The sequence below is a fragment of the Bradyrhizobium sp. HKCCYLS2038 genome (assembly GCF_051167655.1).
In the GTDB taxonomy this organism is placed as follows: Bacteria; Pseudomonadota; Alphaproteobacteria; order Rhizobiales; family Xanthobacteraceae; genus Bradyrhizobium.
In genome coordinates, this window is record NZ_JBNPTM010000007.1 from 335,520 (window position 1) to 359,864 (window position 24,345).

The 24,345-nt window shown below is 66.7% G+C and carries 19 protein-coding genes; 12 read left to right on the plus strand and 7 right to left on the minus strand.

All coding sequences use genetic code 11. The annotated features are described in order from the left end of the window. The first annotated feature begins 18 nt into the window (after window positions 1-18). Both ACQR1I_RS29145 and ACQR1I_RS29150 read left to right on the plus strand, forming a co-directional pair. Window positions 19-1,047, plus strand: coding sequence for an ABC transporter ATP-binding protein (locus ACQR1I_RS29145; protein ID WP_434868756.1), 1,029 nt, complete (start codon window positions 19-21; stop codon window positions 1,045-1,047). Beyond that, window positions 1,044-2,021 (plus strand): peptide ABC transporter ATP-binding protein, encoded by a 978-nt coding sequence (locus tag ACQR1I_RS29150; RefSeq protein WP_434868757.1) that lies wholly within the window; start codon window positions 1,044-1,046, stop codon window positions 2,019-2,021. The genes ACQR1I_RS29145 and ACQR1I_RS29150 overlap by 4 nt, the downstream gene beginning before the upstream one ends. 1 nt (window position 2,022) lies before the next feature. On the opposite strand, the gene ACQR1I_RS29155 is transcribed toward ACQR1I_RS29150, so the two are convergent. Further along, the gene (locus ACQR1I_RS29155) at window positions 2,023-3,369 is read right to left on the minus strand and encodes an 8-oxoguanine deaminase (protein WP_434868758.1); all 1,347 of its coding nucleotides are present in this window, start codon (window positions 3,367-3,369) and stop codon (window positions 2,023-2,025) included. A gap of 140 nt (window positions 3,370-3,509) precedes the next feature. On the opposite strand from ACQR1I_RS29155, the gene ACQR1I_RS29160 reads away from it, so the two are divergent. The 4 genes from ACQR1I_RS29160 (at window position 3,510) to ACQR1I_RS29175 (ending at window position 9,769) form a co-directional block, all read left to right on the plus strand. Then, window positions 3,510-4,334, plus strand: a complete 825-nt coding sequence (locus ACQR1I_RS29160; protein WP_434868759.1) for an FAD binding domain-containing protein — start codon at window positions 3,510-3,512, stop codon at window positions 4,332-4,334. Beyond that, entirely contained in the window at window positions 4,331-7,045 is a 2,715-nt protein-coding gene (locus tag ACQR1I_RS29165) for a molybdopterin-dependent oxidoreductase (RefSeq protein ID WP_434868760.1), read from the plus strand. Before ACQR1I_RS29160 ends, ACQR1I_RS29165 begins: the two co-directional genes overlap by 4 nt. 42 nt (window positions 7,046-7,087) lie before the next feature. Further along, on the plus strand, window positions 7,088-8,485 hold the full coding sequence (locus ACQR1I_RS29170; protein WP_434868761.1) for a nucleobase:cation symporter-2 family protein: 1,398 nt from the start codon (window positions 7,088-7,090) through the stop codon (window positions 8,483-8,485). Between the two features lie 99 nt (window positions 8,486-8,584). Further along, on the plus strand, window positions 8,585-9,769 hold the full coding sequence (locus ACQR1I_RS29175; RefSeq protein WP_434868762.1) for a urate hydroxylase PuuD: 1,185 nt from the start codon (window positions 8,585-8,587) through the stop codon (window positions 9,767-9,769). A gap of 1,097 nt (window positions 9,770-10,866) precedes the next feature. Here the strand turns inward: ACQR1I_RS29175 and ACQR1I_RS29180 are convergent. Next, window positions 10,867-11,151, minus strand: coding sequence for a hypothetical protein (locus tag ACQR1I_RS29180; RefSeq protein ID WP_434868763.1), 285 nt, complete (start codon window positions 11,149-11,151; stop codon window positions 10,867-10,869). A 286-nt stretch (window positions 11,152-11,437) separates the two neighbouring features. Here ACQR1I_RS29180 and ACQR1I_RS29185 point away from each other — a divergent pair, with 286 nt between their 5' ends. After that, window positions 11,438-11,731, plus strand: coding sequence for a hypothetical protein (locus ACQR1I_RS29185; protein ID WP_434868764.1), 294 nt, complete (start codon window positions 11,438-11,440; stop codon window positions 11,729-11,731). After that, a complete protein-coding gene (locus ACQR1I_RS29190) occupies window positions 11,728-12,420 on the plus strand; it encodes a hypothetical protein (protein ID WP_434868765.1) in 693 nt (230 codons plus the stop codon). Before ACQR1I_RS29185 ends, ACQR1I_RS29190 begins: the two co-directional genes overlap by 4 nt. Window positions 12,421-12,453: 33 nt before the next feature. On the opposite strand, the gene ACQR1I_RS29195 is transcribed toward ACQR1I_RS29190, so the two are convergent. After that, window positions 12,454-13,089: a TetR/AcrR family transcriptional regulator gene (locus ACQR1I_RS29195; protein WP_434868766.1), complete on the minus strand. Its 636-nt coding sequence runs from the start codon at window positions 13,087-13,089 to the stop codon at window positions 12,454-12,456. Window positions 13,090-13,435: 346 nt separating this feature from the next. On the opposite strand from ACQR1I_RS29195, the gene ACQR1I_RS29200 reads away from it, so the two are divergent. The 4 genes from ACQR1I_RS29200 to ACQR1I_RS29215 all read left to right on the plus strand — a co-directional run bounded on the left by ACQR1I_RS29200 (window position 13,436) and on the right by ACQR1I_RS29215 (window position 20,074). Continuing rightward, entirely contained in the window at window positions 13,436-14,560 is a 1,125-nt protein-coding gene (locus ACQR1I_RS29200; RefSeq protein WP_434868767.1) for an efflux RND transporter periplasmic adaptor subunit, read from the plus strand. Next, window positions 14,557-15,633, plus strand: a complete 1,077-nt coding sequence (locus ACQR1I_RS29205; protein ID WP_434868768.1) for an efflux RND transporter periplasmic adaptor subunit — start codon at window positions 14,557-14,559, stop codon at window positions 15,631-15,633. Before ACQR1I_RS29200 ends, ACQR1I_RS29205 begins: the two co-directional genes overlap by 4 nt. Then, complete coding sequence (locus tag ACQR1I_RS29210; RefSeq protein WP_434868769.1) at window positions 15,630-18,707, plus strand: efflux RND transporter permease subunit; 3,078 nt, start codon at window positions 15,630-15,632, stop codon at window positions 18,705-18,707. Before ACQR1I_RS29205 ends, ACQR1I_RS29210 begins: the two co-directional genes overlap by 4 nt. 92 nt (window positions 18,708-18,799) lie before the next feature. Further along, window positions 18,800-20,074, plus strand: coding sequence for a DUF2130 domain-containing protein (locus ACQR1I_RS29215; protein WP_434868770.1), 1,275 nt, complete (start codon window positions 18,800-18,802; stop codon window positions 20,072-20,074). Between the two features lie 34 nt (window positions 20,075-20,108). Here the strand turns inward: ACQR1I_RS29215 and ACQR1I_RS29220 are convergent, their stop codons facing one another. The 4 genes from ACQR1I_RS29220 to ACQR1I_RS29235 form a co-directional block, all read right to left on the minus strand. Continuing rightward, entirely contained in the window at window positions 20,109-21,080 is a 972-nt protein-coding gene (locus ACQR1I_RS29220) for a hypothetical protein (protein ID WP_434868771.1), read from the minus strand. Next, complete coding sequence (locus ACQR1I_RS29225) at window positions 21,080-22,330, minus strand: hypothetical protein (protein WP_434868772.1); 1,251 nt, start codon at window positions 22,328-22,330, stop codon at window positions 21,080-21,082. Before ACQR1I_RS29225 ends, ACQR1I_RS29220 begins: the two co-directional genes overlap by 1 nt. A 127-nt stretch (window positions 22,331-22,457) precedes the next feature. Continuing rightward, a complete protein-coding gene (locus ACQR1I_RS29230) occupies window positions 22,458-22,991 on the minus strand; it encodes a response regulator transcription factor (protein WP_434868773.1) in 534 nt (177 codons plus the stop codon). Next, on the minus strand, window positions 22,981-24,333 hold the full coding sequence (locus tag ACQR1I_RS29235; RefSeq protein WP_434868774.1) for an ATP-binding protein: 1,353 nt from the start codon (window positions 24,331-24,333) through the stop codon (window positions 22,981-22,983). The genes ACQR1I_RS29230 and ACQR1I_RS29235 overlap by 11 nt, the downstream gene beginning before the upstream one ends. Window positions 24,334-24,345 lie beyond the last annotated feature (12 nt).

Below are 24,345 nucleotides of genomic sequence, written 5' to 3' on the forward strand. Positions count from 1 at the left end.
GGCCGTAAAGGCGATCCGATGCCGCTTCTCGAGATCGAAAATCTGTCGGTCGCCTTCCCGTCCCGCAACGGCATGGTGCGGGCCGTGGACGGCGTCAGCCTCACGCTCGACAAGGGCGAGGTGCTGGGAATCGTCGGCGAGTCCGGATCCGGCAAGAGCGTCGGCATGCTCGCGCTGATGGGGCTCGTTCCCCATCCCGGACGCGTCGAGGCCTACAAGCTGCTGTTCGAGGGTCGCGACCTGCAACGCCTGTCCGAGCGCGAGCGGCGTGCGCTGACCGGCAAGGACGTCGCGATGATCTTCCAGGAGCCGACGACCTCGCTCAATCCGTCCTTCACCATCGGCTATCAGCTGGCCGAGACCTTGCGCATCCACGAAGGTATGGACCGCAAGGCGGCGCGGCGGCGCGTGATCGAGCTGCTGGAGCAGGTCGGCATTCCCGCCGCGGAGACCCGGCTGTCGGCCTATCCGCACCAGTTGTCCGGCGGCATGAACCAGCGCGTCATGATCGCGATGGCGATCGCCTGCAATCCAAAACTCCTGATCGCCGACGAGCCGACCACGGCGCTCGACGTCACCATCCAGGCCCAGATCCTGGATCTGCTGCTGTCGCTGCAGCGCGACCGCGGCATGGCGCTGATCCTGATCACGCACAACATGGGCGTCGTCGCCGACACGACCGAGCGGGTCGCCGTGATGTATGCCGGCCAGATCATGGAGCAGCGCCCGACCGAGAGCCTGCTCGCCGCGCCCCAGCACCCCTATACGGCCGCGCTACTGGCGGCACGCCCGGAGGTCAGCGACGGCGGACGGCTCGCCACCATTCCGGGCGTTGTTCCCGGCGTCTATGACCGGCCGCGCGGTTGCCTGTTCAGCCCGCGCTGCGCCTATGCGACGCCCGTAAGCGACGCGATCCGTCCCGATCTGCGCCCCTGGCGCGACGGCCTGATCCGTTGCCATTATCCGCTCGGCGATCCGACCCGGGAGCAGCGCCTCGCGGCCGATCGCGCCCGGACCGATGCGATTGCGGGTGAGGCATCGTCATGACGGCGCTCGTCACCGCCCACGATCTCAAGCAGAGCTACGAGATCAAGCAGGGCCTGTTCCGTGCTTCAGCGCATCTGCAGGCCGTCGGCGGCGTATCGTTTGCCATCAAGGCCGGCAAGACGCTCGCGATCGTCGGCGAATCCGGTTGCGGCAAGTCGACGCTCGCCAGGCTCGTCACGCTGATCGAGAAGCCTTCGGCCGGCACGCTCACGCTCGACGGGCGCGATGCGGTCAATCCGCCGGCCAGCGCCGTGCAGACCCTGCGACGCACCGTGCAGACCGTGTTTCAGAACCCGTATGGCTCGCTCAACCCGCGCAAGCGCGTCGGCGCCATCCTGGAAGAGCCGCTGATCATCAACACCAGCCTCGGCCGGCAGGAGCGGCGTGCGCAGGCGCTCGACATGATGGCCAAGGTCGGGTTGCGTCCGGAGCAGTATGGCCGCTATCCGCACATGTTCTCGGGAGGCCAGCGGCAGCGCATCGCGATCGCCCGCGCCCTGATGCTGCGGCCGAAGCTCTTGGTCGCCGACGAACCGGTTTCCGCGCTTGACATGTCGGTGCAGGCGCAGGTGCTCAATCTGCTCGCCGACCTGCAGCGTGAGCTCGGCCTCGCCTTCCTCTTCATCTCGCACGACCTCGGCGTGGTCAGGCACATCGCCGACGATGTCCTGATCATGTATCTCGGCCTGGTGATGGAGCACGGGCCAAAAGAGCGCATCTTTGCGCGGCCGCTGCATCCCTACGCGCAGGCGCTGGTCGATGCCACGCCCGGCCTGGGCCGCAAGCGGCAGCGGATCGTGCCCAAGGGCGAGCTGCCGTCGCCGCTCGATCCGCCGGCAGGCTGCGTGTTTTCGACCCGCTGCCCGCATGTGACGGATCTCTGCCGCGCGCAGCGCCCGGCACTGCGTCCGCTCGACGGCCGCCTTGTCGCCTGCCACTACGCCGAGCGCTTCCTGGACGCGCCAGTGGCCTGACTCACCCAGCCTGCATGCGACGTGCGGCCGCGCTGTGCCGGCCGATCAGGCCGGCGACGTCCAGTCCTGGAATGGCGCCCTCGACCACCGTCCAGCGGCCGCCGACCATGACGCGATCGGCACGATGCGCGCCGCACAGCACCAGCGCCGCGATCGGGTCACCCGCCCCAGAGAAGCGCAACTCGTCGAGCTTGAACAGCGCCAGATCAGCCGCCTGTCCTAGGGCGATCTCGCCGAGCTCGGGCCGGCCGACGCAGGCGGCCGAGCCCTTCGTTGCCCAGCGCAGCGCATCCTTGTGGCTGATGCGCGTCACGCCATAGCGCGCCCGCTGCAGCAGGAACGCGGCGCGCACCTCCTGCATCAAATTGGAGCCGTCGTTCGACGCCGAGCCGTCGACGCCGAGACCGATGCCGACGCCGGCCTCCTCCATCTCGCACACCGGACAGCATCCGGAGGCGAGCAGTTGATTCGAGCAGGCGCAATGGCTGATCGTCGTCCTGGCCTTGCCGAGCCGCTTCATCTCGTCAGCGTTGAAGAAGATGCCGTGGGCGAGCCAGGTGCGCGGGCCGAGCCAGCCGTTCTTTTCGAGATAGTCGAGCGGACGGCAGCCGAACATCTGCTCGCAGAAGCGGTTCTCGTCCTCGGTCTCGGCGAGGTGCGTGTGCAGTCGTACATCGAGCTTGTCCGCCAGCGCGGCGGTCTTCTGCATCAGCGATCCCGTCACCGAGAATGGCGAGCACGGCGCCAGCGCGATCTGCACCATCGCGTCCGGCCCGCGCTCGTGATACCGCGCGACGACCCGTTCGCTATCGGCCAGGATCGTATCCTCGTCCTGCACCACGCTGTCCGGCGGCAGCCCGCCGTCGCGCTCCGACAGGTTCATCGAGCCGCGCGTCAGCAGCACGCGGATGCCGAGCCGCTTCGCCGCGGCGACCTCGATGCCGACGGCATCCTCGAGCCCTGCCGGAAAGACGTAGTGATGATCGGTCGTCGTGGTGCAGCCGGACAGCATCAGCTCGGCCATGGCGAGCGTGACGGCGGCATCCAGCGCCTCCGGCGTCAGCTTCGCCCAGACCGGGTAGAGCGCCTTCAGCCACGGGAACAGCTCGCGGTCCATCGCGGCGGGCAGCGCGCGGGTCAGCGTCTGGTAGAAGTGATGGTGCGTGTTGATCAGCCCGGGGATCACCACATGGGCGCTCGCATCGAATGCCACGGCGCCCTCGGTGGCCGGCTCCTTCCCCGCCCCCACCAGCTCGACGATGCGGCCATCCTTGACCACGATGCCGCGCGCGGCGTCCTCGGCCAGGATGGCGAGCGGGTCCTTGATCCAGATCGGCGTGGTGCTCATGACGGTCTCGTCTCGCTGCTGCGACCTTCGCGTTTGCGGATGACTTGCAAGCCGAAGGCCAACGTCATCCTATTGCCAGTTGGCGCTGGTCTTGCAAGGATTTCACCGGCGATCTGCTTCGCCATTGAGCTTGCGTGATCATGGACCTGAACACCATTACCGAGGTCGTGCGCCCGCGAACGCGGGCGGAGCTGCCCGCCTGGAAGGCAGGCGATGCCTGGCTCGCCGGCGGCACGTGGCTGTTCTCGGAACCGCAGGCGCAGCTGTCGCGCCTGATCGACCTCAGCGATCTCGCCTGGCCGCCGCTCGCCATCAGCGACCACGGCCTCAGCATCGCCGCGACCTGCAGCGTCGCGGAGCTCGATGCTCTGCAATGCCCCGCCGACTGGATCGCCGCGCCGCTCATCGATCAATGCTGCCGCGCGTTCCTCGCCTCGTTCAAGATCTGGAAGACGGCGACCGTCGGCGGCAACCTCTGCATGTCGTTGCCGGCCGGCCCGATGATCTCGCTGCTCGCCGCGCTCGAAGGCGTCTGCACGATCTGGAAGACCGACGGCAGCGAGCAGCGCATTGGGGTGGCGGACTTCATCACCGGCAACAACCGCAACGTGCTCGGGCCCGGCGACCTGCTGCGCCAGATCGACATTCCGATCGCCGCCTTGAAGCGTCGCACCGCGTTCCGCCAGATCGCACTGACGCCGGTCGGTCGCTCCGGTGCGCTGCTGATCGGAACGGCCGGACGCGACGGCGACCTGCTGCTCACGGTCACCGGCTCGACGGTCAGGCCGCTGCAGCTGCGCTTCGCAACGATGCCCGACGCCGCCGCGCTCCGCGCCAGAATTCTCGGCGAGATCACTGATGGGCTCTATCATGACGACGTCCACGGCAAGCCGGCCTGGCGCAAGGCGATGACCTTGCGCCTCGCCGAGGAGATCCGTGCCGAGCTCGCAGGCGCCAGGCCATGAGCGTGATCGTCGATGGCAAAGCGGTCGATGCCGCGCCGCGCCCGGGGCAGTGCCTGCGCACGTTCCTGCGCGATACCGGCCATTTCGGCGTCAAGAAGGGCTGCGACGCCGGCGACTGTGGCGCCTGCACCGTGCTGCTCGACGGCGAGCCGGTGCACAGCTGCCTGATCCCCGCCGTCCGCGCCGACGGCAAGGCGGTGACGACAGTCGAAGGTCTCGCGACTGATGAAGCCCTGCATCCGATGCAGCAGGCTTTCCTCGACGCGCAGGCCTTTCAATGCGGCTTCTGCACCGCCGGCATGATCGTCACCTGCGCCTCGCTCAACCAGGCGCAGAAGAAGGACCTCGGCGCAGCGCTGAAGGGCAATCTGTGCCGCTGCACCGGCTATCGCGCGATCGAGGACGCGCTGCTCGGCCGTACCCATGTGGAAGACGTCGCGGCCGGCGAGGCCTTCGGCCGCAGCCTGCCGGCGCCGGCCGGGCCCGACGTCGTGCGCGGCGCGGCGCGCTACACCTTCGACACCGCCATCGAAGGCCTGCTGCAGGTCAAGCTCGCGCGCTCGCCACATGCCCATGCGCGCATCAAGAACATCGACAAGGCGGCCGCCCTGGCCGTGCCCGGCGTCCACGCCGTGCTGACGCATGAGGACGCGCCGGCCGTGCTGTTCTCGACCGCGCGCCACGAGCAGGCCTGGATGGATCCGGCTGACACCCGCGTGCTCGATGACGTCGTCCGCTTCATCGGCCAGAAGGTCGCCGCCGTCGTCGCCGAGACGGAAGCTGCGGCCGAGGAAGGCTGCCGGCGTCTCGTCATCGACTACGAAATCCTGCCGTCCGTGGTCGATCCCGCCGACGCCATCGCGCCCGGCGCCCCGGTCATCCACGCCGGCCGCGGCAGCGAACATCGCATCGCCGACGTCAGCCGCAACATCGTCGCCGAGACCCATGGCGAGTTCGGCGACGTCGCCGCCGCGCTCGCGTCCGCTGCCGCCACCTACGAAGGTACGTTCACGACGCAACGCGTGCAGCACGCCGCGCTCGAGACTCACGGCGGTCTTGCCTGGCTCGACGACGATGGCATTCTCACCGTCCGCTCCAGCACGCAGGTGCCGTTCCTGACGCGGCGGGCGCTCGCCGAGATCTTCGACCTCGCGCCCGACAAGGTCCGCGTGTTCTGCAAGCGCGTCGGCGGCGGCTTCGGCGGCAAGCAGGAGATGTTCGTCGAGGACATCCTGGCACTCGCCGCGCTGAAGACCAAGCGGCCGGTCAAGCTCGAATTCACCCGCGAGGAGCAGTTCATCGCAACCTCGACGCGCCATCCGATGCGCGTCACGGTCAAGGCCGGCGCCGACAAGGACGGCAAACTGACAGCGTTGCAGCTCGACGTGCTCTCCAACACCGGTGCCTACGGCAATCACGCCGGGCCGGTGCTGTTCCATGCCTGCGGCGAGTCGATCTCGGTCTACAATTGTCCGAACAAGAAGGTCGACGGCCTCGCCGTCTACACCAACACCGTGCCGGCCGGCGCCTATCGCGGCTACGGCCTGCCGCAGACGACGTTCGCGGTCGAGGCTGCCATCGACGAGTTGGCGCTGCAGCTCGGCATCGACCCTTACGAGATGCGCCGCCGCAACATCGTCCGGCCCGGTGATCCGATGCTGACGCCGCCGGGCTCGGAGCATAGCGACGTACTGTACGGTTCCTACGGTCTCGACCAGTGCCTCGACCTGGTCGAGCGCGCCATGGCCGAGGCCGCGCCGGCGCCCGAGCTGTCGGCCGAATGGCTCACCGGCGACGGCATCGCGCTGACGATGATCGACACCGTGCCGCCGGACGGCCACTTCGCCGATGCCGCGATCAGCCTGCGCGATGACGGCGGCTTCGACCTCACCGTGGGCACCGCCGAGTTCGGCAACGGCACCAGCACGGTGCATCGCCAGATCGCGGCGAGCGTAATCGGCACCACGGTGGACCGCATCAGCCTTAGGCAGTCCGACACCGCCCATGGCGGCCACGACACCGGCGCCTATGGCTCGACTGGCACCTTCGTCGCGGGACGCGCCACCCAGGCTGCGGCCGAGGCGTTGGCCACCCAGCTCAAGAGTTTCGCCGCACAACATTGGCAGGTCGCTCCCGACGATTGCCGGATCGCCGATGATGCCATCGCCTGCGGCGCGCAGCGCCTCACCTTCGCCAAGCTTGCCAAGGCCAGCGGATCGCTGCTCACCGCCAGCGGCAATTCGCAGGGCACGCCACGGTCGGTGGCGTTCAACGTCCAGGGCTTTCGCGTGGCCGTGAACAGGCACACCGGCGCGGTCAGGATCCTCAAGAGCGTGCAGGCCGCCGATGCCGGCCGCGTCGCCAACCCGATGCAGTGCCGCGGCCAGGTCGAGGGCGGCGTCGCGCAGGCGCTGGGTGCTGCGCTCTACGAGGAGATCGTGATCGACGCGGCGGGCCGCGTCGTCAACCCGCGTTTCCGCGACTATCATTTGCCGTCCTACGCCGACGTGCCGCGCACCGAGGTGCTGTTTGCGGCGACGCTTGACTCCATCGGGCCGCTGGGGGCGAAATCGATGAGCGAGAGCCCGTACAATCCGGTGGCCGCCGCACTCGGCAACGCGCTGCGCGCGGCGACCGGCATCCGCTTCACGGCCACGCCGTTCAAGCCGGACCGGCTGTTTCCGCAGCTACATGAGGCATTCGGAGACTGACGCGATCTCAGGAATGATCATGGGGATGATCTGGGGGGAGACATGAGCGACAAGATTCATCCGGTGGACGAGATGCTGCCGGTGCCGAAGCTGCTGGCGCTCGGGCTGCAGCACGTCCTGGTGATGTATGCCGGCGCCGTTGCGGTGCCGCTGATCATCGGCCGCGCCCTGAAGTTGCCGCCGGAGGACGTCGCCTTCCTGATCAGCGCCGACCTGTTCGCCTGCGGCCTCGCCACTCTCGTGCAGTGCATCGGCTTCCCCGGCGTCGGCATCCGACTGCCGGTGATGATGGGCGTCACCTTCGCCTCCGTCGGTCCGATGCTGTCGATGGCCGCCTCGCCCGAGATCGGCCTGCTCGGGATCTACGGCTCGGTGATCGCCGCCGGCATCTTCGGCATCATCGTCGCGCCGTTCGTCAGCCGGCTGCTGCCGCTGTTCCCGCCCGTGGTGACCGGCACCATCATCCTGATCATCGGCATCTCGCTGATGCGCGTCGGCATCAACTGGGCCGGTGGCGGCCAGCCGACCATCATCAAGGTGGTCGACGGCGTCAGGGGCAATTTCCCGAATCCGGATTACGGCCAGCTGCAGGGCCTCGGCATCGCATTGTTCGTGCTGCTGTTCATCCTCGGCCTGATCCGATGGGGCACCGGCTTTGTCGCCAACGTCTCGGTGCTGCTCGGCATCGTCGCCGGCGCGGTGCTCGCGACGCTGCTGGGCGTGATGCACTTCGACAAGGTCGCCGCGGCGCCCTGGGGCGCGCTGGTGATCCCGTTCCGCTTCGGCATGCCGCAGTTCAGCCTGGTGCCGATCGTCACCATGTGCATCGTCATGATCGTGGTCATGATCGAGTCGCTAGGCATGTTCCTGGCGCTCGGCGAGATGACCGGCAAGACCGTCGACCGCGAGGCGCTGTCGCGCGGCCTGCGCGCCGATGGCCTCGGCACGCTGCTGGGCGGCGTCTTCAACACGTTTCCCTACACGTCGTTCTCGCAGAACGTCGGCCTGGTCTCGGTCACAGGGGTGCGCACGCGCTGGGTGACGATCACCGGCGGCGCCATCATGCTGCTGCTCGGCCTGCTGCCGAAAATGGCCGCGCTGGTCGAGGCGGTGCCACAGGTCGTGCTCGGCGGTGCCGGCCTCGTGATGTTCGGCATGGTCGCGGCGACCGGCGCGCGCATCCTCGCCAATGTCGATTTCAAAACCAACCGCTTCAACCTGTTCATCGTCGCGATCTCGGTCGGCTTCGGCCTGATCCCTCTCGCCGCGCCGGGCTTCTTCCACAATCTGCCGAGGGATCTGCAGCCGCTGCTGGAGTCCGGCATCCTGCTGTGCGCCGTCGCGGCCGTGCTGCTCAATGCCTTCTTCAACGGGCTCGGCAGCGGCAACGCGGCGGAGGCCGACGCAGCCGCCGCCGCGTCGTCCGCGCAGCACGTCTGAGACGCCGGATGTCTCAGCTACTGCTTGGGCGGGGAAAAGTCGGCAGTGCATCAGCCCTGACGATACGGCCTCAAGCGAACAATAGGAGATGACCACGCGATGTGGGCTTCGATCATATCGGAATGGCTGAGCCTGATCTTCCGCTGGCTGCACGTGATCGCGGCGGTGGCGTGGATTGGCAGCTCGTTCTACTTCATCGCGCTCGACCTCAGCCTGAAGCCGCGTGACAACCTGCCGAAGGGTGTGATGGGCGAGGCCTGGCAGGTCCATGGCGGCGGCTTCTACCACATCGTCAAATATTTGGTGGCGCCGGCGCAGATGCCGAGCGAGCTGACCTGGTTCAAATGGGAGGCCTACACCACCTGGCTGTCCGGCTTCGTGCTGATGATCGTGGTGTACTATCTCAACGCCGATCTGTTCCTGGTCGACAAGTCGATCCTCGATCTCACGCCCATCCAGGCCGGCCTGTTCAGCTTCGGCTCGCTGGCCCTGGCGTGGCTGCTCTACGAGGCGGCCTGCCGCAGCGGACTGGCCAAGCATGAGCTGCCGTTCGCGATCGGCGGCTACATCTTCCTCGTGGCGTTGACCTACGCCTTCACCCACGTGCTGAGCGGTCGCGGCGCCTTCAACCAGATCGGCGCGATCATCGGCACCATCATGGTCGCCAACGTGTTCGCGGTGATCATTCCCAACCAGAAGAAGATCGTCGCCGCGCTGCTCGCGGGCGAGGCGCCCGACCCCAAGCTCGGCAAGACCGGCAAGGAGCGCTCGGTCCACAACAACTACCTCACTCTGCCGGTCGTGGTGCTGATGATCAGCAACCACTATCCGCTGCTGTTCGGCACCCGCTACAATTGGGCGATCGTTGCCGTCGTGCTGGCGCTCGGGCCGGTGATCCGTCACTTCTTCAACGAGCGCCACAAGGGCAACCCGTCGCCGTGGTGGGTATGGGGCGTCGCCGCCGCCGGAATGATCGCGATCCTGCTGCTGTCCGCGGCCGGTCCGCGCGATGCCAGGACAGTCGCCGGCGCGCCGCCGAGCTTCACGGAGGTCGCCGACATCGTGACGTCCCGCTGCAGCATGTGCCATGCCGCCGAGCCGGTCTGGGACGGCATCGTCGCAGCCCCGAAGGGCGTGCTGCTCGACACGCCCGACAACATCCAGCGTAACGCCCGGCTGATCGCGCGAAACGCAGCGTGGTCGAGCGCGATGCCGCCCGGCAACATCACCGAGATCACCGGCGAGGAGCGAGCCGTGCTCGCCGCCTGGGCGGGCGGGCAGTAGAGACCGGAATTTGTCGCAGGCGTGGTGACGGTGCCCGCTGGATCTGTAGGGTGGGCAAAGGCGCGCCACCGCGCTCCACGTGATGCGCCGCTTTATCGTGCGCCGTGCCCACCATTCCCACCAACGATGCGGATGGACGGACGGCTGCTTTGCCCACCCTACGGCAGCTACAAACTCGCTGTCGTCCCGGCCTCGAGCCGGGACCCATACCCCCAGGGAGCGGTTTGAGGCACGCCGGTCATTGGCTTTTTTGCTCATCACCAGCGCTGCGGAGTATGGGTCCCGGATCGGCGCCGCAAACGCGCTGTCGCGCGTCGCGGCTTGTCCGGGACGACGATGGGGAAACAGCTGATTCACATTTCAAAGAGCGCGGCATAGCGGATCAGTACGGACATCAGGACATCACGGGACATACGATCGCCGTCCCGCGACGCGTGGCGCCCGGGTGATGCATTGACGGTGTCCCTCTCGCAAATGCAGAGGGCGCAGGGAAGGCCGGACCTCGGCTGAGGCCCGTGGCCCCCGTGCGAAAGAAGTGCACGGGGCAGGAACCACAGGTACAGCCGGACAGACCCGGCCCTCCCTGCGCGATGGCTTTACGCTTATGGCGCGCTCTCCCCGGTGTCCGGCTGTTGAGCCACCGTCGCCTTCGGCTTCATCATCGGCCAAAGACTTGGCGCCAGCATCGGGGCGCCAGGACCACACGCTTTCGCGTCCACGCCGCACAGTGCTCGTCGGGCACTGCCGGTCGCGGCCACCGCTCCCCACCTCGCGTATCGTGACGACGCGTACGCCCCTCTGCTCGAGGCGGGATGGCAGGAGACAACCACAATTTCAGATAAAACGAAACAAGAATATCTTTCGCGGAGGGACTGGACAGGCCAAATCAGCTTGAAAGGACTGGAGATTTTTTCTCTGCGCGCACGCGCCTGGATGTGCTCAGCGAGTGACGAACACTCCGCCGTCGTCGCCAAACGCCGGGAAATCGGCGCCGCTCGAAGGCAAGGTCAACGAGCAGCCACGTGCCTCGAAGGATCACGCGGTATGGGTCCCCGCGTTCGCGGGGACGACAGCTGAGCGAGAGGCTGACAGTCGTGTCATCCCCACCTATTCGCTCTGCAATTGCAGGTGTCGTCCCCACGGACGCCGGGGGTCTCGCAGATGACGGTCGGAGTGGTGCGCTCGTCCGTCTCCACGTCGTCATGGCCGGGCTTGTCCCGGCCATCCACGTCGTTCAGCACGCCGAGAACCACGTGGATGCCCGGGCCTTCGCCGCGCCGAAGCGGCTTCGGCCGCGCAGGCGGGGCGAGCCCGGGCATGACGGAGTTACTAAATGCCAGATTAGTTCGTCGCGACAGCCCGTCAGAAACATTCAGATACATGTCCTCCAAGACACCCGCAGGTTTCCCGAACGCGCGATCGAGACAGTTCTATTCAAACTTCGCTTCAGCTGTCGCGACTGCTGCGAGAGGTGCGCGTCGCGACAACCGGAATTTCGCAACGCTTAGTTGATCACTTGCGCGCGCAACTACAATGGAGCTGCAGCACATTCGATTGTCGGCACGACCTTGCGGCAAAATTTACCACCCACCTGAACGCTGCTTGTCCGCTGAGAGAACGCGCCGCTAGAGTGCCGGCCACATCAGCTCACAGCGAAACGCCCTCACAATGTCGATCTCCGCCAAAGGCCGGCTGGCCATTGTCGCGCTCGTCGCGCTTGCCTGTTTGGCAAGCTCGGTTCTCAAGCTCTACCTGGGGCTGCTGTGCGTCTCGCTGCTCGTCAGCTTTGCCGTCGTCGGTGTCGTGGCGCGAGTCGTCGAGGAGTTCGCCTCCCGGCGACACCGCGGACCCGAGAGACGGCGGGGCCGCCGCTGTCGCAGGGCGTACATCGACAACCCCCAGCCGATGCGGACGACCACGGTGGATCACGTCAACACGCCTTCAGCAGGAGGTGGCTTATGAGTAAGGCGCTTGCGATCGGGCTCGTAACGCTCTGCTGTTTCGCCGGCGGCGCTGCCCATGCTGAACGGCCCCCCTTTGCCGTCGTCGATCACCCGTCGCAGGACGGGCGCTGCATCGGCGACAACGGAACCGGCGACCTCGATCGCTCGGAGGCGGCCTGCCTCGCGCAGATCCCCGATGTGGCCCAGCGCCGCGGCGCTGCGTTGCAGCTGACGTTTCGCAACCGGCGCACGCGCGTCTATCGCAACGAGGACGCCAAATGTGCCGGCGATGACAAGGGCTGCGTCAAATATCAGTTGACCGGATATTTCCCCGATCACGACCTGCTGCTGCTCGAGCGCGGCCGTCCTGAGGGCATCGACTGGCTGCTGGTGCGCGCCGACGTCGGCGACGAGATCGGCATCGTCGCCCCGCCGCATTATTCGCCGGAGAAGCGCTGGCTGGTGTCGGTCACGTCTCGCCTCGAATCGTCGGGGCCGCCCGACGGCATCGACGTCATCCCCACAAAGCGCGACCGGACGCTGAAGGATTGGCACTACCGCACGCCGGAGGATGGCAAATGGCGCTACGAATTCGACCGCTGGGACAGCGAGAACGAGGTCATCCTCTCGGCGAAGCCGACCGGGGACACGGCGAGCCCGCGGCCGGTGGTGATCCATCGGAAGAAGAACGAGTGGGTGTTCAAGTAGCAGCACTGATCGCATCGATCCGCCGCCTGTACCTCAGCCCTTCGCCCGCTTCCGCTTCGCCTCCAGCGCCGTCAGGTAGGCCGCCATCATCTCCGGCAGCGCGGCGACCACGACGTCGCGGCTGCGCGGGTCCTGCTCGCGCGTGAACAGCAAGGTGCCGAGCACGACGGCCTCGAAGGTGGTGGCCGCCTGCGCGCCGAGCTCCGCGCCGAGCCTGGCCCGCATGACCCGATCGATCACGGCCCTGAACTCGGCATGCGTGGTCTTGTCGTGCAGATCGAGCGTCGCCAGCGCGTCGGGATGGCGGACGAAGTAGCGCAGCGCCCAGCCGATCAATTGCTCGAGCACCTCTGAGGCCGACAAGGCGGCCCATTCGGCATCGCTTCGCTCGCGCATGCGATGGAAGGCAGGCTGCAATTCCACGTCGTGCCTCTCGGCGAGCGCGTCGAGCATCTGATCCTTGTCGCGGAAGAAGTGATAGACCGAGCCGATCGATGCGCCGGCGCGCGCGGCGGTCGCGTGCATGCTCACCGCAGCCAACCCGGATTCCGCAATCAGCGCCGCCGCGGCGTCGAGCAGTTGCTCGCGGCGCTCGCGGCCGCGCGCCTGACGCGGAGCGCGGGGCGTTCGGACCGAAGCTTCCTGGGTGATCACATCCTTCCGTCGCACGTTGCGTTCGAGCTCCCGGTTGATCCTCCGCAGATCGACGCGGCCGGCTTGGCCGCCACCGACGACGTTGGGCCAAGCCTAATCCCATCAACGGGAATGTTACTAGACATTTTTTTCTAGAAATGTTTGTCTAATTCACGTGCTGTCAAGGGGATGCTGCTCAGCATGGTTCCGAAAGCCATGATCCCCTTTCTCAACGGCCAAACCCCGGTCGGGGTTCAATGGCCCGAATTTGCAACGACCGTCCTCCAATCCCGGACGCAGAAGACGACCGACGGTCTCCGACCCCGGTCGGAACGACCGTCAACTCCGCTTGCAACCCCCGCTTGGGCCCGAACGTGCAACCATGAATTCACTGACGCGATCTCCACCTTCCCTCCGCAGGTCCGGCTCCCGCCTGCTGGCCGGCGCCATCTGTGCCGCAACCGGGCTGCTGCTCGCGGCCTGCGACCAGAAGACGGCGGCGACCGCGCCGCCGGTACGGTCGGTCCGGACCGAGGTCGTGAAACTATCGGAACGGCGGCAATCGATCACGCTGACCGGCGACGTCCAGGCGCGGGTGCTGGCCGACTTGTCATTCCGGGTCAGCGGCCGGGTCACCGAGCGGCTGGTCGAGGTCGGTGCGCATGTCACGGCCGGCCAGTTACTCGCCAGGATCGATCCGGCCGAGCAGCAGGCCGATCTCGATTCGGCCGAAGCCGCCGTCGCGGCGGCGCAGTCGCAGGTCAAGGTCGCGACCTCCAATTTCGGCCGCCAGCAGACGCTGATCACCAGCGGCTTCACCACGCGCGCAGCCTTCGACCAGGCGCAGGAAACGCTACGCGCGGCGGAAGGTTCGCTGGAGGCCGCCAAGGCCCAGCGCGACACCGCCAAGGATGCCCTCGGCTTCACCGAGCTGCGCGCCGACGCCGACGGCACCATCACCGCGCGCAACATCGAAGTCGGCCAGGTGGCGCAGGCGGCGCAATCGGTGTTCACGCTCGCCCATGACGGCAATCGCGACGCGGTCATCGACGTCTATGAGGCGGCGCTGTCGCTCAAGTTCGACGACACCAAGGTGGCGCTCGCGCTGCTTTCAGATCCCTCGGTGACCGCCAAGGGCACCGTGCGCGAGGTCTCGCCGACGATCGATGCGAAGTCCGGCACCGTGCGGGTCAAGATCGCGATCGAGAATCCGCCTCCCGAGATGACCCTTGGCAGCGCCGTCAGCGCGACCGGCTTCATCAAGCCGGAACAGCGCATCGTGCTGCCGTGGAGCGCGCTCAACGCGGACGGCAAGACACCGGCCGTCTGGCTGGTCGACCCCACCAGCAAGACCGTCACGCTCGAGCCGATCAAGATCGAGGATTACGAGACCGGCGCAATCGTCGTCTCGGTGGGGCTGAAGCCAGGCGACCGCGTCGTCACAGAGGGCGGCAAGCTCCTGAGCGTCGGGCAGCAGATCACATTCAGCGAGGAGGCTCGGTCGTGATGACGCCGATGCGTTGTGTCGTTTCGCTTGGCGCACTGGCCGTGCTCGCCGGCTGCAACGAAAAGGCAGCAAGCCCCGAGCCGGTCCGGCCGGTGCTGTCGATGACCGTCGAGCCGCAGGCCGCCAATGCCGCCGCCGTGACCGGGACGATCGAGCCGCGCTACAAGGCCGATCTAAGCTTCCGCGTGCTGGGGCGCCTGATCGCGCGTCCGGTCTATGTCGGCGACATGGTCAAGCAGGACCAGGTGGTGGCGGCGATCGATCCTGCCGCGCTCGAGCTGGCCGTGCGCGCCTCGGCCGCCGAGGTCTCGCGCAGCCAGGCGCAGCTGACCAATGCAACGGGGACCGAGGGGCGGCAGCGCGCCCTGCTGGAAACCGACGCGACGACGAAGGCGACCCTGGAAAGTGCGGAGCAATCGCGCGCGGCGGCGCAGGCCTCGGTGATCAAGGCGCAATCCAATCTCGCCAAGGCGCGCGAGCAGCTCGGCTATGCGCAGCTCAAGGCCGATTTCGCCGGCATCGTCACCGCGGTCAGCGCGGAGGTCGGCCAGGTCGTGTCGCCGGGCCGGAGCGTGGTGACGGTGGCGCGGCCCGACATTCGCGAAGCGGTCATCGACGTCGGCGACGACATCGCCGGCAGCCTGCAGATCGGCACCCCCTTCACGGTGCGGCTGCAAGTCGATCCCAAGGTCAGCGCGACCGGCAAGGTCCGCGAGATCGCGCCGCGCGCCGACGCCACCACGCGCACGCGCCGCATCCGCATCACGCTGGACGGCCCGCCCGAGATCATGCGGCTCGGCACCACGGTGACGGCGTCGATGGAGACCGATCAGAAGACGGTCATCCGGCTGCCGCGCTCGGCCGTGCTCGAGCAGGACGACAAGCGCTTCGTCTGGCTGGTCGACGGTGGCAGCAAGACCGTCAAGCGGCAGGAAGTCACGATCGCCAGCAATGAGGACGGCAGCGTCCGCGTCACCGGCGGTCTCGGCGCCGGACAGCGCGTCGTCACCGCCGGCGTCCACAGCCTCAAGGATGGCCAGTCCGTCCGCATCGATCAGGATTCGCAGCCGTGAAATCGTTCAACCTTTCCGACTGGGCGCTCGAGCACCGCTCGCTGGTCTGGTACTTCATGATCGCCTTCATGGCTGCGGGCCTGTTCTCCTACGTCCATCTGGGACGCGAGGAGGATCCCTCCTTCACCATCAAGACGATGCTGATCCAGGCGAAGTGGCCCGGCGCCTCCGCCGAGGAGATGACGCGCCAGGTCACCGACCGCATCGAGAAGAAGCTCGAGGAACTGCCGGCGCTCGACTACACCAAGAGCCTGACCGTTCCGGGCCAGACCACGGTGTTCGTCAATCTGCTCGCGACCACCAAGGCGCGCGACGTGGTGCCGACCTGGCTGCAGGTGCGCAACCTGATCAACGACATCAAGGGCGACTTTCCCTCCGGCGTCATCGGCCCTGGGTTCAACGACCGTTTCGGCGACGTGTTCGGCAACATCTACGCCTTCACCAGCGACGGCTTGAGCCAGCGCCAGTTGCGCGACCGTGTCGAAGAGGTCCGCGCCAAGGTGCTGACCGTGCCGAATGTCGGCCGCGTCGACATCGTCGGCGCGCAGAACGAGGTGATCTATCTCGAATTCTCGCCGCGCAAGGTGGCAGCCCTCGGCATCGACCAGCGCACCATCCTGACCGCATTGCAGGCGCAGAACGCGGTGTCGCCGTCGGGCGTGCTGCAGGCCGGCCCCGAGCGCATCGCGGTGCGTGTCTCCGGACAGTTCACCTCGGAGGAGAGCCTCAAGGCGATCAACCTGCGCATCAACGACCGCTTCTTCCCGCTCACCGACGTCGCCACCATCACCCGCGGCTACGAGGATCCGCCGACCTCGCTGTTCCGCTTCAACGGCCAGCCCGCCATCGGGCTCGCGATCGGCATGAAGTCCGGCGCCAACCTGCTGGAGTTCGGCGAGGCGCTCAAGGAGGAGATGACCAAGGTCGTGGCTGACCTGCCGGTCGGCGTCGGCGTGCATCTCGTCTCGGACCAGCCGAAGATCGTCGAGGAGGCCGTCGGCGGCTTCACCAAGGCGCTGTACGAGGCGGTCATCATCGTGCTCGCGATTTCCTTCGTCAGCCTCGGCGTGCGCGCCGGCCTGGTGGTCGCGATCTCGATCCCGCTGGTGCTCGCGATCACCTTCCTGTTCATGGCCTATACCGGCATCTCCCTGCAGCGCATCTCGCTCGGCGCGCTGATCATCGCGCTCGGCCTGCTCGTCGACGACGCCATGATCGCGGTCGAGATGATGGTGGCGCGGCTGGAGGTCGGCGACTCCCTGCGCAAGGCCGCGACCTATGTCTACACCTCGACCGCGTTCCCGATGCTGACGGGCACGCTGGTGACGGTGGCCGGCTTCATTCCGATCGGCCTCAACAACAGCGCCGCCGGCGAGTTCACCTTCACGCTGTTCGTCGTGATCGCCGTGTCGCTGCTGGTGTCGTGGATCGTCGCCGTGCTGTTCACGCCGCTGCTCGGCGTCACCATCCTGCCGGCCTCGCTGCCGAGCCATCATGCCGAGGGCGGCCGCCTCACGCGGATGTTCCGCGCCATGCTCAACGCCTGCATGCGGCACCGCTGGACGACGATCGTTGCGACCGTCCTGATCTTTGGGCTGTCGGTGTTCGGCATGCGCTTCGTGCAGCAGCAGTTCTTCCCCTCCTCCGACCGCAACGAACTGGTCATCGACTTCAACCTGCCGCAGAACTCCTCGATCACCGAGACCAACGCGCAGATGGCGAAGTTCGAAGCGGAGGCGCTGAAGGGCGATCCCGACATCGACCACTGGTCGACCTATGTCGGCTCGGGCGCGCAGCGCTTCGTGCTGTCGTTCGACGTGCAGCCGGCCGACGTCTCGTTCGGCCAGATCATCATCGTCACCAAGAGCCTCGAGGCGCGCGATCGCGCACGCGCCAAGCTGCAGGCCTATCTGACCAAGACCTTCCCCGGCACCGACGCCTATGTGCATCTGCTCGACATCGGCCCGCCGGTCGGCCGCCCCGTGCAGTACCGCGTCAGCGGGCCCGATGTCGCCAAGGTGCGTGAGATCGCTCAGGAAGCTGCCGGCGTGATGCGCAACAACAGCCATCTCGGCGCCGTCATCTTCGACTGGATGGAGCCGGCTCGCGTCGTCAAGGTCGACGTGCTGCAGGACAAGGCGCGCCAGCTCGGCGTCACCTCCTCCGACATCGCCAACGCGCTGAACGGCGTGCTCGACGGCACCTCGATCACCCAGGTGCGCGACGACATCTATCTGATCGACGTCCGCGGCCGCGCCCAGGCCAAGGAGCGGCAATCGCTCGAGACCTTGCGCGACCTGCAGCTGTCCGGGTCCAACGGACAATCGATCCCGCTCGCGGCGCTGGCAACCCTGCGCTACCAGATCGAGCAGCCGGAAATCTGGCGCCGCTCGCGCCTGCCGACGCTGACCCTGAAGGCCAGCGTGATCGACCAGGTGCAGCCGAACACGGTCGTCGATCAGCTCAAGCCGGCCATGGCCGCCTTCAACGCCAAGCTCCCGGCCGGCTACAAGGTCGCGACCGGCGGCAGCGTCGAGGAGAGCGGCAAGAGCCAGGCGCCGATCATCGCGGTGGTGCCGATCATGCTGTTCACCATGGCCACGATCCTGATGCTGCAGCTGCAGAGCTTCCAGCGGCTGTTCCTGGTGTTCGCGGTGGCGCCGCTGGCGCTGATCGGCGTGGTCGCGGCGCTGCTGCCGAGCGGCGCGCCGCTGGGCTTCGTCGCCATCCTCGGCGTGCTCGCGCTGATCGGCATCCTGATCCGCAACTCGGTGATCCTGATCGTCCAGATCGAGCATCTGCGCGACGAGGGACGACCACCGTGGGAAGCCGTCATGGAGGCGACCGAGCACCGCATGCGGCCGATCATGCTGACGGCGGCGGCGGCCTCGCTGGCGCTGATCCCGATTGCCCGCGAGGTGTTCTGGGGCCCGATGGCCTATGCGATGATGGGCGGCATCATCGTCGGCACCGTCCTGACGCTGTTGTTCCTGCCGGCGCTGTACGTCGCCTGGTTCCGCATCAAGACGCCGGACACGACGGCGGAGCCGGACGCCAAGCCTCACGCCGCATGAATCGCGGATAATTGCACGGGATAAGCCGTCCGCGTGGGTTAAACGCCACGCGGCGGCCGGGTAGATTCGATGTCCATGCAAGGACGCGAATCATGACCGATCCACAGATCGTCTGCCCCTCCTGCCGCACCGAGATCAAGCTCACCGAGCAGCTCGCGGCGCCGTTGATCGCGGAGACGCGCCGGCAGTTCGAGCGGCAGCTGCTGGCCAAGGAAGCCGATTTCGGCCGCCGCGAGGCGCAGCTCAAGGCGGCGCAGGAGCAGATCGCGCAGGCCAAGGCCGCGATCGACCAGCAGGTCGCCGCCAAGCTGAAGGCCGAGCGTGCGGCGATCGCGCAGGCGGAGGCCGAGAAGGCCCGGCAGGCGGTCGCCGACGAGATCGGCAACCGCGATCGCCAGCTGTCCGAACTGCACGAAGCCATCGTCAGCAAGGACGCCAAGCTCGCCGACGCGCAGAAGGCGCAGGCCGAGATGCTGCGCAAGCAGCGCGATCTCGACGAGGCCCGCCGCGAGCTCGACCTCACCATCGAGACCAAGGTGCAGGAGTCGCTCGTCGCCGTGCGCGACAAGGCGCGGCTGGAAGCCGAGGAATCGTTGAAGGCGAAGGTCGCCGAAAAGGAGACCCAGATCGCCGGCATGCAGCGCCAGATCGAGGAGCTCCGCCGCAAGGCGGAGCAAGGCTCGCAGCAGCTGCAGGGCGAGGCGCTGGAGATCGAGCTGGAATCGCAGCTGCGCGCGCGCTTTCCGCGCGACCTGGTCGAGCCGGTGCCGAAGGGCGAATTCGGCGGCGACGTGATCCACCGCGTGGTCGGCCCCGGCGGCCAGGCCTGCGGCGCAATCCTGTGGGAATCCAAGCGCACCAAGAACTGGAGCGATGGCTGGCTGGTGAAGCTGCGCGACGATTTGCGCGCGGCGAAGGCCGACATCGCGCTGATCGTCTCCACGGCTTTGCCGAAGGGCGTCGACGGTTTCGACCTGATCGATGGCGTGTGGGTCGCCGAGCCGCGCTTCGCGCTGCCGCTGTCGCAGGCGCTGCGCCAGTCGCTGATCGACGTCGCCTCGAGCAAGCTCGCGCAGGAGGGCCAGCAGACCAAGATGGAGATGGTCTACGCCTATCTCACCGGCCCGCGCTTCCGCCACCGCATCGACGCCATCGTCGAGCGCTTCACCGAGATGCAGTCCGACCTCGACCGCGAGCGCAAGACCATGATGCGTCTGTGGGCCAAGCGCGAGGAGCAGCTGCGCGGCGTGCTGGACTCGACGGCGGGACTCTACGGCGACCTGCAGGGCATCGCCGGCCGCGCGATGCAGGAGATCGAGAGTTTGGACGTGCTGCTGATCGAGGGCAGGAGCGAGGCGGCGGAGTAATTTCAGCTTGCCGGCAGCAGGCGAGTCAGCATGGTCATGACCAGCTCGGCGATCTCGGTATAGCTGTCGGACACGGCGAGGCGCTTGGCGTCATCCCAGAGGCCGCGGCCTCAAGCCGCGCTCGGTAGTCGTCGGCGAACCCGCCGACCAATTTCATCGATGCGTCGTAGTTGTCGAACTGTTGGTTCTCACCGGGATCGCCCGACCGCGCGTGAAGCACTTGGTCCTTCGCGTCGATCAGATCCAGCTCCGCAGCAATATCCCGGCTGGCACCGCCGATGCCGCCAATCACGATCAGCGGCTTGTTTTCTTCCAACGTGGCCACTGCCTCGGCCGCGATGCCGGAGCTACCGTCGCCCCACCAAGTCCCATCGCAATGCCTGCTGCCGGCGACCCGGCAGCCGAGGATAATTCGCGCATCGGTCTCCCTGGCCATCGCACGCCGCAACGCGGCGAGGCCATCGCGGGGCGGCTCTTCGTCGAACAGCAGAGCGATCTGAGGAACGGTCTTCAGCCGCGCTGCGGATTTGAGCACCTCCGGCAGCCTCCGATCGCCGATATACACGTCTGCTATCTTTCCGGATGACATGAGTGTCGCCACGGTGGTCTCACCGGACAGCAGCTTGATCTCGCTGAAGGCGCCAAGCCGAAGCGTATGCGCCCAGACCTTATCCTCGCGTTCGCGATAGGGGTCGTCAGGGAGGAGTTTGCGATGAAGGTCGTTAGCGCGGAGATAATGGATGAACGGCCGGCTCTTCAAGGCCCGCCCCGTAGAGCGATAGGCCGCAGCGAGTTGGGTTGAGATCTCCAGTGTAAAATTGGTCTGCGTGGGTGGATCGATCCGACCGCCATAGGCGATCCGCGCACCACGATACACCAGGGGGGTCAGCACCGCGCTAAGCACGCGCTTGTCGTCGTTTTCGAACATTCCGAGCGCGGCGAGGTCTGGCGTTTCCGACACGGACAGCGCCAGCGTCCAATCGTACTTGGGAGGTTGTTCAATCATCACAGCAGCTCGCTCAACGCCATGAGCCTGACATTCGGAAACGCCTTGTTGATCAGTTCCTTCTCGTGCCGGCAGACCGGCGGGTCGGGATACACGATGTCGGTTGGCGTCTGCGCGTGGTGATGCGCCAGTTCGGCAAGCTCCGGCGGGCGCGGGCAGACCACAATCGCCTGGCCCGGCGCCAGCCGATCATCAACCCGCCTTTGCGCGTCAGCAGCCCAAACTTCCATCCGCATTGCTTCGGAAAGCAACCCAAGCAGTACGCGCTCGACGTCGGCGCGGTCTATGCTGTTCACGTCGATGCGGGGCATGCCCTGGCTATTGTCATAGCCCACCTTCGGCGTGCGGATCAGCGGCACGTTTCCGAGATAGGGGAAGCTGCGGGAGGTTCCCGTATGCGAGAGGTCCCATACCACGATCGGGCTGCCATGCCTCTTCGCCGTCAGCATTTCCCACATGCACCAGGGACGGCCGTGATACGCATCGGTGATGATCCCGAGGAGTGCGCCCCCCTTGATTGTGTCCTCGAACTGCTTGGCATATTCATCACCTGCCACGGTGTCGCTGGCGTCGAAGAACATCTCCACGCTGTTGACGCGGACCTCACCCGCTCTCGGGTTCGGCTTGGCCTCCTTGAACCGCTCGAGCAGCAGCGCGACGCCTTCGCCGTCCATCTTGGCATGGCTGAGGAAGATCGTGATCTTCAGATCCGCGGGCGAGCGCCCTTGGGCGCTCGTGCTCTGCTCGATCATAGCTCGGCTCATCGCTAGCCGCACGTTGCGCTGCTGAGCCCACACCGCCCCCATCACATACATCGTGATGCGCCGAGTCCAGCTCTCCCACCCTTCGTCGGCCTCAGGTGTATCTGCGACGATTCCCTGCGTGGCCAGATGTACGTAGCTCAACTCGCCCTGCGACACGCGAACAGGCAGCAACATGTCTGATTGGCTGTCCTTGACGTGCGTGACGACATCGCGGATGTAGTCTGCCCATTCGGCCGGACGATTGCGCATGACGTCGTCGACCACGAGAATGACGATGTTGGAGCGCGCCGTCGTCCAATCAATGGCCTGGGGTCGATCGGTATCGCGCCAGTTTGTGCTGCGCTTGCGTACGGGAATGCGAAAACCAACGCCGTCACGCGTCATACCCAGTGCATCGAGCTGATAATGGAGAGCCGTGGCAAGGCGAGCACCAGGGTCGTCACGTGCCTCCGGTCCCGACGGCGCCCACAGCACATAGACCCGCATTGGCTCGCTCGACATACTCTGCCCTTCCGGAGACGCCGCTCGCGGAGCCAACCACAACCTCAGGAGGAATACAAGCCGCGGAGCCTGTCTCGATCGCGAATGGCGCTTCCTGATGCCTCGGTCCGACCTACTTCACCGGCCGCTTCTCCAGCTTCCTGGCCAGCGTCCGCCGATGCATGCCGAGCCGTCGTGCTGCCTCGGAGATATTGAAATCCGTGTCGATCAAGGTCTGGTGGATGCGCTCCCATTCCAGCGTCTTGATCGAGGTCGAGCGCTCGGCGAGCGCGACCTGGGCGTTGCCTTGCGCCTTGCGGAAGGCTTCCTCGATGTCGTCGGTATTCGACGGCTTGGCGAGGTAGTGGCAGGCGCCGAGCTTGATCGCTTCGACGGCGGTGGCAATGCTGGCGAAGCCGGTGAGCACGACGATCAGCATCTCCGGATCATGCGCGTGCAGCTTCTCGACGCAGACGAGGCCGGAGCCGCCGCCGAGCTTGAGGTCGACGACGGCATAACCGAAATTCTTGTCCTTTAGAACTTCGTCGACCTGCTCGAGCGAGGGCGCGATCACGGCCTCGTAGCCGCGGCGCTCGAACGAGCGCTTCAAGGTGCGCGCAAAGCCGTCGTCGTCCTCGACGATCAGGAGCGAGCGTTCAATTTCCACGGGGCTCTCCAATCGCAAGCATCGAGAGCGGCAATGACAGCCGCACGGTGGCCCCGCGTCCCCGGTGGTTCCAAGCCGAAACGCCGCCACCGAGCTTGCGGATCACGTTGACCACCAGGAACAGCCCGAGGCCGCGGCCGGGACGGCCCTTGCTCGACTGATAGGGACGCCCGAGCTGCGCCAGCATGGCGGGATCGAAGCCCGGGCCCCGATCGCTGACGCTGAGCAGCAGCTGATCACCGTCGCGCTCGACCGCGAACTCCACCCACTCGCGCGACACTTCGAAGGCGTTGTCGAGCACGTTGACGATGGCCTGCTTGAGCGCGACGTCGGAGACGATCGTGGGATCCGAGCCGAACTCGTTGCGGACCATCAGATTGCGCGCCGAGCGCGCGGCGCGCCATTCGTCGACCAGCGTCGTCAGAAACGCCTTCAACGTGGTCGGCGACGAGCCCTCGCCGCGCGCCTGCCCGGCGGACACCAGGATGTCGGTGACGATCGACTTGCAGCGCTGCACGGCCGCTTCCATCTCGGTGAAATCCTCGGCCAACGCCGGATCGGCCGAGATCGCGGTCATGCGCCGCCAGTCGTTGAGGATCACCGAGATCGAGGCCAGCGGCGTGCCGAGCTCGTGCGCGGCGCCCGACGCGAGCAGGCCCATGCGGATGATGTGATCCTGCTCGGCGGCGTGCTGGCGCAGATCGGCGAGCTTGGCGTCGCGCTCGCGCAAATTCCGATTGATGCGGGTGACGAAGACGACCAGCAGCACGGCGTCGAGCACGAAGCCGACGAACATGCCGGTGATGTGCAGCGTGAAAGGATCGCTGACGTGATGCTGCGGCAGCGCCAGCGGCCGGTACTCGATGGTGAGCCAGACGAAGCTGAGCACGGTCAGCGCGACCAGCGACCAGGAGGAGCGCGCATCGAGCAGTACGGCGCCAAGCGTCACCTGCAGCAGATAGAGACAGGTGAACGGATTGGATGCGCCGCCGGTGAGATAGAGCTCGGACGTCAGCGCCACGACGTCGAGCATCAACGCGATCAGCAGATGCCGGTTGCCGACGTCGTCACGCCGGCGCAGCCAGATGTGGCTGGCAATATTGAGCGCCACCAGCGCGCAGATGATCGCAGCCATCGGCAGCACCGGCAGCGCGATGCCGAACCAAGTGGTGACGAAGGCGATGGTGACGATCTGACCGACCACGGCGATCCAGCGCAGCTGGATCAGCAGCACCATGTTCTTGCGGTTGGTGGCGTCCTTGGTCGTGACGGGCGCATGGATCTCGGGCGCGGCGAGCGCCGCCACGGCTCCGATCGGCAGTTTCGGCGCTTCATTCCTCATGCGACGGCGCCG